The organism is Salinibacterium sp. SWN139, from assembly GCF_015864625.1.
Classification (GTDB): Bacteria; Actinomycetota; Actinomycetes; order Actinomycetales; family Microbacteriaceae; genus Rhodoglobus.
On the sequence record NZ_JADYWV010000002.1, the window covers coordinates 651,548 to 667,267 of the forward strand.

10 protein-coding genes and 1 tRNA gene are annotated in these 15,720 nt (G+C 59.2%); 9 read left to right on the forward strand and 2 right to left on the reverse strand.

What is annotated here, in order from left to right; translation table 11 throughout:
• The first annotated feature begins 1 nt into the window (after position 1).
• The 7 genes from trpC (at position 2) to pyk (ending at position 11,529) form a co-directional block, all read left to right on the forward strand.
• Entirely contained in the window at positions 2–772 is a 771-nt protein-coding gene (gene trpC / locus I6E74_RS08280) for an indole-3-glycerol phosphate synthase TrpC (protein ID WP_197124632.1), read from the forward strand.
• On the forward strand, positions 772–2,046 hold the full coding sequence (gene trpB / locus I6E74_RS08285) for a tryptophan synthase subunit beta (protein ID WP_197124634.1): 1,275 nt from the start codon (positions 772–774) through the stop codon (positions 2,044–2,046). Before trpC ends, trpB begins: the two co-directional genes overlap by 1 nt.
• A complete protein-coding gene (gene trpA / locus I6E74_RS08290) occupies positions 2,043–2,825 on the forward strand; it encodes a tryptophan synthase subunit alpha (RefSeq protein WP_197124636.1) in 783 nt (260 codons plus the stop codon). Before trpB ends, trpA begins: the two co-directional genes overlap by 4 nt.
• Positions 2,826–2,858: 33 nt before the next feature.
• Positions 2,859–3,908, forward strand: a complete 1,050-nt coding sequence (gene lgt, locus I6E74_RS08295) for a prolipoprotein diacylglyceryl transferase (protein WP_197124638.1) — start codon at positions 2,859–2,861, stop codon at positions 3,906–3,908.
• A 104-nt stretch (positions 3,909–4,012) separates the two neighbouring features.
• Positions 4,013–8,587, forward strand: a complete 4,575-nt coding sequence (gltB, locus tag I6E74_RS08300) for a glutamate synthase large subunit (protein ID WP_197124640.1) — start codon at positions 4,013–4,015, stop codon at positions 8,585–8,587.
• Positions 8,580–10,037: a glutamate synthase subunit beta gene (locus I6E74_RS08305; RefSeq protein ID WP_197124643.1), complete on the forward strand. Its 1,458-nt coding sequence runs from the start codon at positions 8,580–8,582 to the stop codon at positions 10,035–10,037. The genes gltB and I6E74_RS08305 overlap by 8 nt, the downstream gene beginning before the upstream one ends.
• A gap of 46 nt (positions 10,038–10,083) precedes the next feature.
• Positions 10,084–11,529, forward strand: a complete 1,446-nt coding sequence (gene pyk, locus I6E74_RS08310; protein WP_197124645.1) for a pyruvate kinase — start codon at positions 10,084–10,086, stop codon at positions 11,527–11,529.
• A 172-nt stretch (positions 11,530–11,701) separates the two neighbouring features.
• Here pyk and I6E74_RS08315 read toward each other — a convergent pair.
• A tRNA-Leu gene (locus I6E74_RS08315) sits at positions 11,702–11,784 on the reverse strand.
• Positions 11,785–11,823: 39 nt separating this feature from the next.
• On the opposite strand from I6E74_RS08315, the gene I6E74_RS08320 reads away from it, so the two are divergent.
• Positions 11,824–12,429 carry an ANTAR domain-containing response regulator gene (locus I6E74_RS08320; protein WP_197124658.1) on the forward strand — a complete coding sequence of 202 codons (606 nt, stop codon included), beginning with the start codon at positions 11,824–11,826 and terminating at the stop codon, positions 12,427–12,429.
• Positions 12,430–12,515: 86 nt separating this feature from the next.
• On the opposite strand, the gene I6E74_RS08325 is transcribed toward I6E74_RS08320, so the two are convergent.
• Positions 12,516–12,947, reverse strand: a complete 432-nt coding sequence (locus tag I6E74_RS08325; RefSeq protein WP_197124660.1) for a PaaI family thioesterase — start codon at positions 12,945–12,947, stop codon at positions 12,516–12,518.
• A gap of 87 nt (positions 12,948–13,034) precedes the next feature.
• On the opposite strand from I6E74_RS08325, the gene polA reads away from it, so the two are divergent.
• Positions 13,035–15,683, forward strand: coding sequence for a DNA polymerase I (gene polA, locus I6E74_RS08330; RefSeq protein WP_231601169.1), 2,649 nt, complete (start codon positions 13,035–13,037; stop codon positions 15,681–15,683).
• Positions 15,684–15,720: the final 37 nt, after the last annotated feature.

The window sequence follows — 15,720 nt, forward strand, 5'->3', positions numbered from 1 at the left end:
AGTGCTCTCCGATTTAGTTGACGGCGCGCTCGAAGATGCCGCCGTCCGCCGTGAGTCCGTCAGCCTCGCTGATGTAGAACGTGCTGCTGCTGACGCGCTTCCGGCGTTGGATGCGCTTGAGGCATTGGCTCCGCGCGAGCAGGTGCACATCATTGCGGAGATCAAACGGTCAAGCCCGTCTCGCGGAGCGTTGGCCGAAATTAGCGATCCCGCTTCTCTTGCGACGTCGTACCAAACCGGCGGAGCAAGCGCAATTAGCGTTCTGACGGAACAGCGTCGCTTTGGCGGCTCTCTTGAAGACCTCGTGACAGTGAAATCGATCGTGCGACTTCCGGTGCTTCGCAAGGACTTCATCGCGGAGCCCTATCAGGTGTTCGAGGCGCGTGCCGCTGGTGCCGACCTCGTCTTGCTGATCGTGGCCGCTCTGGAACAGGAAAAGCTTCGCAGTCTCTACGACCTCATCGTCGAGCTGGGCATGACGCCGCTCGTCGAAACACACTCCGCAGACGAGGTCTCTCGTGCTCTCGATGTTGGCGCCAGCCTTGTCGGCGTCAACGCGCGCAACTTGAGCACCTTCGAACTCGATCAGAATCTCTTTGGTGAGCTTGCCGATCAGATTCCTAGCGGAGTCATCCGTATCGCAGAGTCAGCAGTCAAGACGGCTGCTGATGTCGCGCACTACCGCAACGCGGGCGCCGATGTCGTTCTGGTTGGCGAGGCTCTCGTCACTGGCGATCCGATCGCCACGTTGCAAGACTTTTTGGACTGCTAATGCTGAAAGATGAACTAGGCCCCTACTTTGGTGAGTTCGGTGGTCGATTCGTTCCCGAGTCGCTCATTGCTGCTCTCGACGAACTAGACGCGGCCTATAACGAAGCCAAGAACGACCCGGAGTTTGCCGCTGAGCTTGCTGAGCTGCACGCAAGCTACACCGGTCGCCCGTCGATCATCACCGAGATCCCGCGGTTTGCCGAGCACGCGGGCGGAGCCCGCATCATCCTCAAGCGTGAAGACCTCAACCACACGGGTTCGCACAAGATAAACAATGTGCTCGGTCAGGCGTTGCTTGCCCGTCGCTTGGGCAAGACCCGCCTCATTGCTGAGACCGGCGCCGGACAACACGGTGTGGCGACGGCCACCGCCGCTGCGCTCTTCGGCATGTCTTGCGTCGTTTACATGGGCGAGGTCGACACTGAGCGTCAAGCGCTCAATGTTGCCCGCATGCGCCTGCTCGGTGCCGAAGTTATTCCGGTCACCGCAGGGTCTCGCACGCTCAAAGACGCTATCAACGAGGGCTTGCGCGATTGGGTCGCCAACGTCGATGACAGCCACTACCTCATGGGTACCGTTGCCGGTCCGCATCCGTTCCCGGTGATGGTTCGTGATTTCCACCGCGTTATTGGTGATGAAGCTCGCGAACAGGTCCTGAAACTGACGGGCGCGCTACCGGATGCCGTCGTGGCGTGTGTTGGCGGTGGCAGCAATGCCATGGGTATCTTCCACGCCTTCCTCGACGACGCTGACGTTGCGCTCTATGGCTACGAGGCCGCTGGAGAGGGCCACCTGACGGAACGTCACGCGGCTACGCTCACCCGCGGTCGTCCCGGTGTTCTCCACGGCGCGCGCAGCTACATGCTGCAAGACGCTGAGGGCCAAACAATCGAGTCGCACTCCATCTCTGCCGGTCTCGACTACCCCGGAGTAGGTCCCGAGCATTCGTGGCTGAAAGACATCGGTCGAGCCAACTATGAGCCGATTACCGATGCTGAAGCCATGGAGGCTCTGCGCCTGCTCAGTCGTACCGAGGGAATCATTCCTGCGATCGAGTCGGCACATGCCCTCGCCGGCGCGATCAAGCTCGGCAAGGAACTCGGCCCGGATTCGGTCATCCTCGTAAACCTCAGCGGTCGCGGCGACAAAGACATGGAAACTGCGGCGGAATACTTCGATCTGATCGATTCGGCCGAGAAAGCTGCAGCGGCCGACAAGAAGGCGTCCGATAAAAAGGCGGCCGACGAGCAGAACGCTCCGGGGGAGAAGGCATGAGTGCTGTAGAAGAAGCAATCGCTCAGGCCAATCGTGACCGTGCGGGTGCCCTCATCGGCTATTTGCCTGTCGGTTTTCCCACCGTTGCTGAGAGCATCGAAGCTGCTGTGGCACTCGCCGAGAATGGCGTAGACGTCATTGAGCTTGGCCTGCCGTACTCAGACCCCGTCATGGACGGCCCTGCTATTCAGAAGGCCACCCAGCTCGCGCTTTCCAACGGCTTCCGTTTGCAAGACGGGTTCGACGCGGTCGCCGAGATCACGTCTCGAGTGTCGACTCCGGTGGTTCTGATGAGCTATTGGAATCCGATCATGCAGTACGGTGTCGACCGTTTTGCTGACGAACTCAAGGCTGCTGGCGGAGCGGGCATCATTACGCCTGACCTCGTGAGTGATGAAGCCACTGAGTGGATTGCCGCCTCCGAGCGCACGGGTCTTGACCGCATTTTCTTGGCCGCTCCGTCATCCAGTGACGAACGTCTCGTGCGCGCTGTTGAGGCCAGCACCGGTTTTGTCTATGCCGTATCGACCATGGGCATCACTGGAGCTCGTTCCGATGTTGATATCGCCGCCAAAACGCTCGTGGCACGCCTGCGTCAGGCAGGTTCCACGAGTGCATGTGTCGGGCTTGGCATCTCTACTGCTGAGCAGGTTCGCGAAGTTCTCACCTACGCGGATGGCGCCATTGTGGGGTCCGTTTTCGTTAGTGCGTTGTCTTCCGGTGGGGTGGATGCTGTCGCTAAAACGGCCGCGTCGCTTTCGACCGGTACTCTTGCTTAGTCGCAGTTCAGAAAGGTCACCGTTTTGTCACTAGTGCCGTTGAGCATTCCCAGTCCGCCTGATTCATGGGCGACGCTCGTTACCCTCCCGTTCGGCCAGTGGTTTAGCAACCTGGGCCTTAATTTCGGCAGCACGGTCGTGATTCACACCTACGCGATCTGCATTCTGATCGGCATTGTCGCGGCAACGTGGCTAACCTCGCGTCGATTGACTCGTCACGGTGCAGAGCCCGGGATCGTCATTGACATCATCATCTGGGCTGTCCCGCTTGGCCTGGTCGGCGCTCGTTTGTACCACGTGTTCACCCATCCTGGTGATTACTTCTACGAGGGCGCAGACCCGTGGGAGATCATTCGCATCTGGAACGGTGGCAACGCCATCTTCGGATCGCTGATCGGTGGCGCTGTCGGTGCCTACATCGGTGCTCGCCTGACAGGCATCCGTTTCTGGAGCTTTGCGGATGCACTTGCTCCCGCAATTCTGCTCGCTCAGGCCATTGGCCGCCTCGGCAACTACTTCAATCACGAACTCTTCGGTCAGCCGACGGCGTTGCCGTGGGGCCTCGAGATCGAGGCAGGCAACTCTGCGATTCCCGCGGGATTGCCGGTCGATACGCTATTCCACCCGACGTTCCTCTACGAAATGATCTGGAACGTTGTCGGTATTGTCTTCTTGCTCACGATGGAGCGCCAGTATGGCTTCGTGAAAAAGCACGTTCTCGGCCTCACCGTGCCCGTCTTCACCGCAGTGGGCCCCGTTCGCTTGCAGTGGGGAAAGGTGTGGGCGCTCTACATGATTTGGTATGGCATCGGCCGCTCATGGTTCGAGTCCATTCGGATTGACCCCAGTGAGGTCTACTTCGGTTTGCGCGTGAACGTCTGGGGAGCAATCTTCACAGTCGCGCTCGGCATCGTGCTTTACATCGTTCAGTCACGTCGTCATGTCGGCCGCGAAAAGAGCGCCTACGTTGACGGTCACGTCTGGAGTGCCGATGGTGTTGTAAACTCCGATGAAAGATATTCCGAGCATGACATTGTCGTCAGCGCTGCGGAGGAGTCCGCTCCTGTCGTAGATTCGAAATAGTCCGCCACAAGCGGCCACACCCCCTCAGGCCTGAATCAGGTACTGATTTTCTTTGGGCCATAGAAGTCCCTCTCCGCACCAGTAATACGTGAGGACGGTACGGCATGGCTGTTACCCCACCCTTTGAACGCTTTGGTTCCATTCCCGCAGCACAGGGAATGTATGACCCAGCTAATGAGAAAGATGCCTGTGGCCTTGCCATGGTGGCGACGCTTCGCGGCACGCCAGGGCATGACATTATTGCGACCGCTCTCGAGGCGCTTCGCAACCTCGAACACCGCGGGGCCGTAGGGTCCGACGCGGGCACCGGTGACGGTGCCGGCATCATGACGCAGATCCCGGATGCTTTCTTCCGTGACGTGGTTGATTTCGAGCTGCCTTCTGTAGGCCGCTACGCCGTCGGCATTGCGTTTTTGCCGCTCGACAGCGTGGCTCGTGATGACGTCAAGCGTGGCATCGAAGAGCTGGCAGAAGAGGAAGACCTCACCGTGTTGGGATGGCGCACCGTGCCGACCCAGCCGGGCGAGCTTGGTTCGCTCGCACGGGGCGCTATGCCGGCATTCGAGCAGTTGTTCCTGCAGTCAAAGCGGGTCGATCTCAAGGGCACGCTTCGCGGCATCCACCTTGATCGCCAGACCTACCGCTTGCGCAAGCGCGCTGAGCGGGATCTGCACGTCTACTTCCCGTCCCTGTCGTGCCGCACCATTACCTACAAGGGAATGGTCACGACGCTGCAGCTCGAGCCGTTCTATCCTGACCTGTCAGATGAACGCTTTGCCTCGAAGCTCGCTCTCGTGCACTCGCGGTATTCCACCAACACGTTCCCGTCATGGCCGCTCGCGCAGCCGTTCCGCATGGTCGCGCATAACGGTGAGATCAACACGGTGCAGGGTAACCGCAACTGGATGCGCGCACGCCAGTCGCAGCTTGAATCTGCCGTTTTTGGTGACATCAAGGACATTCTGCCGGTCAACACGCCTGGCGCTAGCGACTCGGCGTCGTTCGATGAAGTTGTTGAACTTCTTAACCTCGCTGGCCGTCCGCTGCCGCACGCCATGATGATGATGGTTCCGGAAGCGTATGAGAACCAGACCGACACCGATCCTCGTCGCCGTGCATTCTACGAATACCACTCGATGCTTATGGAGCCGTGGGATGGCCCCGCCGCCCTGGTCTTCACCGACGGTTCGCTCGTAGGCGCGACTCTCGACCGCAATGGACTCCGCCCCGGTCGCTACCTTGTTACCGACGACGGCCTTGTCGTGTTGGCGAGTGAGATTGGCGTCTTCGACATCGAGCCGACGAAGGTCGTGCGCAAGGGTCGGCTTCGTCCGGGCAAGATGTTCCTTGTCGATACGGCTGCCGGTCGTCTTATTGAAGATGATGAGATCAAGGCCGAGCTTGCTGCGTCGCGTCCCTGGGCTGAGTGGCTTGAGAGCGGTCGCATCGCTCTCGAAGAACTTCCCGAACGCGAACACATCGTGCACACGCCGGCGTCAGTTACGCGCCGCCAACGTACCTTCGGCTACACCGAGGAAGAAGTTCGCATTCTCATCGAGCCGATGTCGCGACTCGGTGCCGAACCGCTGGGTGCGATGGGCTCCGATACTCCTATTGCGGTGCTGTCTCAACGACCTCGCTTGTTGTTCGACTACTTCACGCAGCAGTTCGCTCAGGTGACGAATCCGCCGCTCGACTCGATCCGAGAGGCCGTCGTTACGTCGATGCGCCTCGGTGTTGGCCCGCAGCGCAACTTGCTCAGCGCAACTCAAGACCACGCAAGGCAAGTCGCGCTAGCGTTCCCGGTGATTGACAACGATGAGCTAGCGAAAATCCAGCACATCGAGCCTCATCCGGGCAGCCGCTTGGCTACCACGATCAAGGGTCTCTATCGAGTGGACGCTGGTCCGTCTGCGATGCAAAAGCGTCTTGATGAGATGTGCGCCGAAGCTGACGCCGCTATTGCCGACGGCGCGGAGTTCATCGTGCTCTCCGACCGCGATTCCAACAAGGACTTGGCACCGATTCCCTCGTTGCTCATGCTGGCAACGGTTCACCACCACCTCATCCGCCAAGAAGAGCGCATGAAGGTCGGCATGATCGTCGAAGCTGGCGACGTGCGTGAAGTTCACCATGTTGCGCTGCTAGTGGGTTATGGCGCTTCCGCCATCAACCCCTACCTCGCTATGGAGTCAGCTGAAGAGCTCGTGCGTAATGGCACGATCACCGACATCACTCCCGACAAGGCTGTTCGCAACCTGATCACCGCTCTCGGTAAGGGCGTTCTGAAGATCATGTCCAAAATGGGCATCTCTGTGGTCAGCTCCTACGCTGGCGCTCAGGCTTTCGAAGCTGTTGGTTTGTCGCAGGCCTTTGTCGACCAGTACTTCACCGGAACCACGAGCATCTTGGGGGGAGTCGGTCTCGACGCGATTGCCCGCGAGAACGCTGCCCGTCACGTAGCGGCGTACCCCGAAGACCGCGCGCCCACGGTTCATGAACGACTCAACACGGGTGGCGAGTACCAGTGGCGTCGCGAGGGCCCGCCCCATCTCTTCAATCCAGAGACAGTTTTCAAGCTGCAGCACTCGACTCGCACGCGCCGCTATGACATCTTCCGCGAGTACACCTCGAAGGTCGATGAGCAGGCCGAAGCGCTGATGACCCTCCGCGGGCTCTTTAAGTTCAACATGACGGACCGCACGCCGGTTCCGATTGACGAGGTTGAACCGATCTCGAGCATCGTCAAGCGCTTCAGCACCGGTGCGATGAGCTACGGATCGATTAGCAAGGAAGCGCACGAAACGCTCGCTATTGCTATGAACCAGCTCGGCGCGCGCTCGAACACTGGTGAGGGCGGGGAGGATGTCGATCGACTTCTTGATCCCACTCGCCGCAGTGCAATCAAGCAGGTGGCATCCGGTCGCTTTGGCGTCACGAGCATGTACTTGACGCACGCTGACGACATCCAGATCAAGATGGCTCAGGGAGCGAAGCCTGGTGAGGGCGGCCAGCTTCCTGCGGGCAAGGTTTACCCCTGGATTGCGCGCACTCGTCATGGCACTCCTGGCGTCGGCCTCATTTCGCCGCCTCCGCATCACGACATCTATTCGATCGAAGACCTTAAGCAATTGATCTTCGATCTCAAGCGTTCGAACCCTTCGGCGCGTGTGCACGTCAAGCTCGTAAGCCAAAAGGGCATTGGTGCTGTTGCTGCCGGTGTCACCAAGGCAAAGGCTGATGTCGTGCTGGTGTCTGGCCACGACGGCGGAACGGGTGCTAGCCCGCTCAACTCGCTTAAGCACGCCGGAACGCCGTGGGAAATCGGTCTCGCTGAGACGCAACAGACGCTCATGCTCAATGGCATGCGCGATCGCGTTGTGGTGCAGGTAGACGGTCAGATGAAGACCGGTCGTGACGTCATCATTGGTGCGCTTCTTGGAGCCGAAGAATACGGTTTCGCCACCGCACCTCTGGTCGTTTCTGGGTGCATCCTCATGCGTGTGTGTCATCTCGACACGTGCCCGGTCGGTGTTGCCACGCAAAACCCCGAGCTTCGCGAGCGTTTCACCGGCAAGCCAGAGTTCGTCGTCAACTTCTTCGAGTTCTTGGCTCAAGAAGTTCGCGAATACCTCGCTGAGCTCGGTTTCCGCACTCTTGAGGAAGCCATTGGGCACAACGAAATTCTCGACGTCAACCGCGCTATTTCACACTGGAAGACTGACGGTCTCGACCTGTCGCCTGTGTTCGATGGTCCGGAGTTCAGCGACACTGAGCCTCGCACGCACGGCGTCGAACAAGACCACGAGCTTGCTGAGCACTTTGACCAGCAGTTGATTGCCCTGAGCGAGGCTGCTCTTGAACGCAAAGAGCCGGTCTCGATTGATCTTCGCGTTCGCAACACTGACCGAGCGGTCGGCACGATGCTCGGTCACCATGTCACGTTGCGCCACGGTGAGCACGGCTTGCCTGCCGACACGATCTCGATCACTCTGCACGGTTCCGCTGGTCAGTCGTTGGCCGCCTTCGTGCCAGCCGGTATTTCGATCAAGCTTTATGGCGACAGCAATGACTACGTCGGAAAGGGGTTGTCTGGCGGTTCTGTCGTCGTACGCCCCGACCTCACGAGCACGTTTGCTGCGGAGACCAACGTGATCGCCGGAAACGTTATCGGTTATGGCGCTACGAGCGGCAGCATCTTCATTCGCGGCAAGGTCGGCGAACGATTCATGGTGCGCAACTCGGGAGCCACGGCCGTCGCGGAGGGCGTTGGTGACCATGCTCTGGAGTACATGACCGGTGGCCTCGTGCTCATTTTGGGTGCCACAGGCCGCAACCTCGGCGCTGGAATGTCAGGCGGAACCGCCTACATCCACCAGCTGCGTGAAGAGCGCGTCAACAGTGATTCGCTGAGCTCTGGTGAACTCCAGCTGAGCGGACTTGGCGGCGCCGATATTGAGATCGTCAAGGATCTCCTCGAACGTCATCTCGAAGAGACCGGGTCAGTGGTTGCCGAAGGCATGCTGGCCGATATGGATGCCACGGCAGCCCAGTTCACAAAGGTCACCCCACGTGATTACGCGGCTGTCATCCAGACTCGAGAGACTGCATTAGCCGAGGGACTCGACCCCGACGGGGACGTTACCTGGGCTCGAATTAGGGAGGTAACCGGTGGCTGATCCCAAGGGATTCCTCAAGGTTCAAGAGCGTGAATTGCCGAAGCGGCGCCCCGTCAGCCTGCGGCTGATGGATTACAAAGAGGTCTACGAGCAACAGGAGTCGGGCCAATTGGCTCGTCAGGCCGGTCGTTGCATGGATTGTGGTGTGCCGTTCTGTCATCAGGGTTGCCCGCTCGGCAACCTGATTCCAGAGTGGAACGACCTGATGCGTCGTGGGGAGAGCGCTGAAGCAATTGAGCGCCTCCACGCGACCAATAACTTCCCGGAGTTCACGGGCCGGTTGTGTCCAGCACCGTGTGAGAGCTCGTGTGTGCTGGGAATCAACCAGCCTGCCGTCACGATCAAGCAGATCGAGGTATCGATCATTGATCAGGCGTTTGCTGATGGCAACGTCACACCGCATCCTCCTGGACGGTTGACCGGCAAGACTGTAGCGGTCGTTGGCTCAGGACCTGCTGGTCTTGCCGCAGCCCAGCAACTGACGCGTGCAGGTCACACCGTCGCCGTCTTTGAACGTGAAGACCGCATCGGCGGACTGCTGCGCTATGGCATCCCCGATTTCAAGATGGAAAAACGCCACATCGAGTTGCGGTTAGCTCAGATGCAGGCAGAAGGAACTCGTTTCCGTGCCGGCGTCAACATCGGCGTCGACATTTCGTGGAGCGATCTTCGTACGCGCTATGACGCTGTCGTAGTCGCTACTGGCTCCACCGTTCCGCGCGACCTTCCCATTCCTGGCCGTGATGCACTTGGCGTTCATTTCGCCATGGAATATCTCGTTCAGTCGAACCGTGCCGTTGCCGGTGACACCGTGAGCGAGCAGGTCACCGCAGAAGGCAAGCACGTCGTCGTGCTCGGTGGTGGAGACACCGGTGCTGATTGCATCGGCACCGCGCACCGTCAGGGCGCACTGTCTGTCACAAACCTTGCGATCGGCGTGCAGCCTCCCTCGGATCGTCCGGAACACCAGCCGTGGCCATTGACTCCGACGCTGTTCGAGGTGTCGAGTGCCCACGAAGAGGGCGGCGAGCGTGAATACCTTGCGTCGACGGTGGAGTTCTTGACAAACTCTGTCGGCGAAGTTCGCGCGATTCGTGTCGCTGAGACCGAGTTCCTCGACGGCCGTCGAGTTCCCAAGGCTGGAACCGAGCGGGAGATTCCTGCCGACCTGGTTCTTCTCGCACTGGGCTTCACCGGTCCGGAAACAGAGACGCTTTCTCGTCAACTTCCTCTTGAGGCGGATGCGCGAGGCAACTTGACTCGCGATGAAAGCTACGAGACCGCAACCCCCGGCGTATACGTTGTCGGAGATGCTGGCCGTGGGCAGTCGCTTATCGTCTGGGCGATCGCCGAAGGCAGGGCTGCGGCATCCGCTGTAGATCGCTACCTTGAAGGGGAGACGCTGTTGCCGTTCCCCGTCCGTCCGGACGATCGCGGTATGACCCTCTAGAAGTTCCACCACCACCACCACCACCACCAACCCGTCAAAGGAAGTTATGAGACGCGCAAAAATCGTCGCGACACTCGGCCCGGCTACGTCGAGCTACGAGAACATCAGGGCAATCATCGATGCAGGTGTCGATGTTGCTCGGATGAACCTCAGCCATGGAAGCTATGCCGTCCACGAAGAGGTGTATGCGAACGTTCGTCGCGCCGCTGAGGATGCTGGCAAGCCAGTAGCGGTGATGGTTGACCTTCAGGGCCCCAAGATTCGTCTCGGCAAGTTCGAGGACGGTCCGTACGACCTCGCGGTCGGCGATATCTTCAAGATCACGATCGACGACATCGTGGGTAACCGCGAGATCTGTGGCACGACGTTCAAGGGTCTTCCTCAGGACGTCGCCCCTGGTGATTTCCTGCTGATCGATGATGGCAAGGTCAAGGTCAAGGTCGTCAGCGCTTCGGATACCGTCGTCACGACTGAGGTAGTCGTTGCCGGTGCTGTGTCCAACAACAAGGGCATCAACCTTCCCGGTGTTGCGGTCAATGTTCCCGCACTCTCTGAGAAGGATGAAGACGACCTGCGCTGGGGCCTCAAGCTCGGTGCAGACCTGATTGCACTCTCGTTCGTGCGCAACGCGGAAGACATCGTTCGCGTTCACGAGATCATGGATGAAGAAGGCCGTCGCATTCCCGTCATCGCGAAGATCGAGAAGCCGCAGGCTGTCGATCACCTCGAAGCCATTATCGATGCGTTTGACGCCATAATGGTCGCCCGCGGTGACCTCGGCGTAGAGCTTCCTCTCGAGGCCGTTCCGATCGTGCAGAAGCGCACCGTCGAACTTGCACGTCGTATGGCGAAGCCGGTCATTGTTGCAACTCAGATGCTCGAGTCCATGATTTCCAGCCCAGTGCCGACGCGCGCTGAGACTTCTGACGTTGCGAACGCCATCCTCGATGGTGCAGACGCCGTCATGCTCAGTGGCGAGACCAGCGTGGGGGAGTACCCCGTTATCACGGTTCAGACCATGGCAAAGATCGTCGCCTCCACGGAAGAGCACGGTCTTGACCGTATCCCCGAACTCGGCACGAAGCCGAAGACTCAGGGTGGCGCTATCACGCTCGCCGCGGCAGAGGTTGCGACGTTCGTCGAAGCCAAGTTCGTCTGTGTCTTCACCGAGTCCGGAGACTCGGCTCGCCGGATGTCGCGCTTGCGTTTCCGTATTCCCATGAAGGCGTTCACGCCGAGTCCTGAAATTCAGCGTCGAATGTCGCTGATTTGGGGCATCGAGTCCTTCATCGTTGACCGCGTAACCCACACCGATGAGATGTACCGCCAAGTAGACGAAATTCTGCTCGGCCAAGAACTCGCTCAGGTCGGCGACAAGGTCGTAGTGATTTCAGGGTCCCCTCCCGGAATCTCGGGTTCGACCAACGATTTGCGCGTGCACATCCTCGGTGATGCGATCAACGCTAAGGCTCCTGTATGGGCAGCTAAGTAGCTTTTCAGCCAGCTAAAACAACAACACCGGCGTCGGACCTTGAGGTCCGCGCCGGTGTTGTTGTTAACACTAGAGAGTTTCAGGGGTTGCCCCATGCGCAGCGACGGCCGCTCGGTTAACTAAAGAAACCGGGAGCAACTGAGTTGCGCCCGGTTTTTTTAGCAATTCGTTGTGCCGAATGTGGGACTCGAACCCACACGTCCTTTCGAACAAAGCATTTTGAGTGCTCCGCGTCTACCATTCCGCCAATTCGGCTGACTACAACGCTGAATAGAATACCGTAGGCTTGCACTTGTGACTGACCAAAACACCAATCAAAATGCTCCCCGCCGCGTTGTCGTTGCCGAAGATGAGTCGCTCATCCGCATGGACATTGTCGAAATCCTGCGGGATGCCGGCTACGAGGTTGTCGGAGAAGCGGGTGACGGCGAGACTGCTGTTGCGCTCGCTACCGAGCTTCGCCCGGATCTGGTCATCATGGATGTCAAGATGCCTCAACTCGACGGAATCTCAGCTGCGGAGCGCCTCAGCGCCAACCACATCGCGCCTGTCGTACTGCTGACTGCCTTTAGCCAGAAAGAACTCGTAGAGCGGGCTTCTGAGGCCGGAGCCCTGGCCTACGTGGTCAAGCCCTTCACTCCGAACGACCTTCTCCCGGCCATCGAGATCGCTCTCAGCCGCTACACGCAGATCCTCACTCTCGAGGCTGAAGTGAGCGACCTGGTTGAGCGTTTCGAGACCCGCAAGCTCGTTGACCGCGCTAAGGGACTGCTGAACGAGAAGATGGGGCTCAGCGAGCCTGACGCTTTCCGCTGGATTCAGAAGGCATCCATGGACCGTCGTTTGACGATGCACGATGTGTCGCAGGCGATCATCGATCAGCTCAGCGCCAAGAAGTAGCACCCGCTTAGGCGAGGGCCCAGAGACTCAGCGCAACGCTCTAATTGCCGTTGAGAAGTCTCAGCGGCACTTCGACACGCCAGCGGCTACGTTGCCGGGCGATCTTTCAGGATGTTCGTAATCCGGATCGTCGAGAGCCGACGCTCTTGTTCGTCACGGATCACGATTTCGTGGGTGGCCAGCGTGCGCCCTAGAGCAATCGCCGTGCAGGTTGCCGTCACGATGCCGGAGCGCACCGAGCGGCTGTGAGTCGCGTTGATTTCGATCCCCATGGCTACTCGGCCAGGGCCGGCATGAATGGCCGACGAGATTGATCCGAGGGATTCTCCGAGCACAACGTGTGCGCCTCCGTGCAGGATGCCGATTACTTGCGTATTGCCTTCAACCGGCATCGTTGCCACGGATCGTTCAGCGCCAAGTTCGAGAAACTCAATACCCATTTTGCGTGTGAGCGAACCGCCTCCCGACTCGACAAGTCGTGCAAATAGTTCGGGATCGAGGTCGTCGGGGTACTTCACAGAGGGTGTCCTTCGCGTTAGGCCGTTTCCGCTGTCGGCAGCCGCGGCTAGGCTGGCTGCGTGTCGGATTCCCAAAAGCCTACTCTTATGATCATTGACGGCCACTCGCTGGCCTTCCGAGCCTTTTATGCGCTCCCCGTCGACAGTTTTCAGAACCGCGATGGGCAGCACACCAATGCCATCCACGGTTTCTTGTCGATGCTGATTTCTCTGTTACAGAACGAGAAACCTACGCATTTGGCCGTTGCCTTCGATATTTCGCGGTATTCATTCCGCACCCGGGAGTATCCCGAGTACAAGGGAACGCGCGGCGAGACTCCTGTGGAATTCGTGGGGCAGATCCCGCTGCTTGAAGAAGCGCTCAAAGCCATGGGAATCCAAACTCTGAGCAAAGAAGACTACGAGGCTGACGACATCCTCGCCACGCTGGCACACGAGGGCTCAGAGAACGGCTTCCGCGTTCTCGTGGTCTCCGGTGACCGCGATGCCATTCAGATGGTCAACGACAACGTCACCCTGCTGTATCCGAATGCTCGCGGCGTCTCCGAACTCAAACGCTACGACCGTGACGCCGTTTTCGAGCGGTATGGCATTGAGCCTCACCAGTATCCGGATGTCGCAGCACTTGTCGGCGAAACCAGCGACAACCTCATCGGCGTCGACAAGGTGGGGGAGAAGACTGCAGTCAAGTGGATCAACCTTTACGGCTCTCTCGACGAGGTGTTGGCTCACGCCGAGGAGATCAAGGGCGTTGTAGGCCAGAACCTTCGCGATCAGATCGATCGTCCCGTTCGCAACCGCAAGCTCAACCACTTGCTCACCGATGTCGAGCTTCCGGTGAATGTCGGCGATCTCGATCGCCGCGCAATCGACGAGACTGCTGTACGTGAGGTGTTCGATCGTCTTCAGTTCAAGACGCTCTTGCAGCGCGTGATGAAGATTTCTGGTGCCGAAGCGGGCAGCGATGCTCCGTCGTCGTCGACCGCTACGGTTCTTGAGGATGCCGCCGCCATTCCCGCGGTGCGCACGATGGTCGACGAAGAGCTCGCTAAGTGGATCGCCACTAACAGCAACGGCAACACGACACCGTTGGGGCTTACGATCGCCAGCGTCGATGGCGTTGTCACCGGGCTAGGCCTCGCGACAGTCGCTGAGACGGCCTTCGTGCCGTGGGCAGCCGATCGCCCCGATTATGACGCGCTTACGAAGTGGCTCGCGAGCGACGCCCCCAAGTACATGCACTCCGCCAAGGTTCAGCTTAAGATCGCCGCCAACAGTGGCCTCACTGTTGCAGGCGTTGCGTTTGACACCACGCTCGCAGCGTGGCTCCTGAAGCCGGGTGGCAAGCCTGAAGAGCTCGAGACTCAGGTCTACAACTATCTTGGCGAAACGATCGAACAGGGCGATCCGAATCAACTTGTTCCGGAGACAGAAGAACTCAGCCCTGCGACCAAGTCGTGGTACGTCGTGCGTCTTGCGGCGTATCTTGCGGGGCGCTTGGATGAGGGCTCGCTAGGAGTGCTCACCGATATTGAAATGCCTCTTGTGCCGGTGTTTGCTCAGATGGAACGCACGGGCATTGCGGTCAATCGCCAGCTGTTGGCCGATCTCAGCAGTTCGCTCAGCACCACAGCCGCCGACGTCGCCCGTAACGCGTTTGAGGTCATCGGTCGCGAAATCAATCTGGGCAGCCCGAAGCAATTGCAAGAGGTTCTCTTCACGCAGCTCGAGATGCCGAAGACTCGTGCCAACAAGACAGGCTTTTCCACGGATGCCGCGAGCCTGGCTGACCTCCAAGAGCAAGCACCGCATCCTTTCCTCGACCTGCTATTGCAGCACCGCGATGCCACCAAGCTGGTGCAGATCATCACCGGTATCGAGAAAGCGATCGACGACTCCGGCCGAGTACACACCACCTATGAGCAGGCGGGATCGAGCACCGGGCGCATCGCCTCGAACGATCCCAACCTGCAAAACGTCCCGGTCAAGACCGCTACAGGGCGCCAGATTCGTGCGGCTTTCGAGGCTGGCGAAGGGTATGACACGCTCCTCACCGCGGACTATTCGCAGATCGAGATGCGCATCATGGCGCACCTCTCGGGCGATGAAGGGCTCATCCAAGCCTTCAACGAGGGGGAGGACCTTCACCGGTTCGTTGGTTCGCGCATTTTCGGCGTTGAGCCAGCCGATGTCACTCCCGAGATGCGCACCAAGGTCAAGGCGATGTCCTATGGCTTGGCCTATGGTCTGAGTGCTTTTGGTCTCAGCAAGCAACTTCGCATTGAAACGAGCGAGGCAAAAGCACTCATGACGGACTACTTCGCCCGTTTCGGTGCCGTTCGCGACTACCTGCGCAATGTTGTTGAACAGGCGCGGGTAGATGGGTACACCACGACCATTTTCGGTCGTCGTCGGCCATTCGGAGATCTCACATCGAAGAACCGTGTGCTTCGGGATAACGCGGAACGCCAAGCCCTCAACTCGCCAATTCAAGGCTCGGCCGCAGACATCCTCAAGCGCGCGATGCTCCAGATCGATGGCGACATCCGCGATGAAGGTCTGAAGTCACGCATGCTGCTTCAGGTTCACGACGAATTGGTCTTCGAAATCGCTGGAGGCGAGCTCGACCGAATGACTACTATTGTTCATGAGCGAATGTCAGGGGCTGCGACCCTGTCGGTTCCGCTTGATGTGCAGATCGGCACCGGCCACAACTGGGATTCCGCCGCGCATTAGGCTCGCACCGTTCGGCATCCACTCTCAGAGCACCCCA

Excerpts from the sequence above, each read along its gene's own strand:
- trpB (WP_197124634.1), top strand. The coding sequence starts at position 772 with ATGCTGAAAGATGAACTAGGCCCCTACTTTGGTGAGTTCGGTGGTCGA.
- trpA (WP_197124636.1), top strand. The coding sequence starts at position 2,043 with ATGAGTGCTGTAGAAGAAGCAATCGCTCAGGCCAATCGTGACCGTGCG.
- gltB (WP_197124640.1), top strand. The coding sequence starts at position 4,013 with ATGGCTGTTACCCCACCCTTTGAACGCTTTGGTTCCATTCCCGCAGCA.
- pyk (WP_197124645.1), top strand. The coding sequence starts at position 10,084 with ATGAGACGCGCAAAAATCGTCGCGACACTCGGCCCGGCTACGTCGAGC.
- polA (WP_231601169.1), top strand. The coding sequence starts at position 13,035 with ATGATCATTGACGGCCACTCGCTGGCCTTCCGAGCCTTTTATGCGCTC.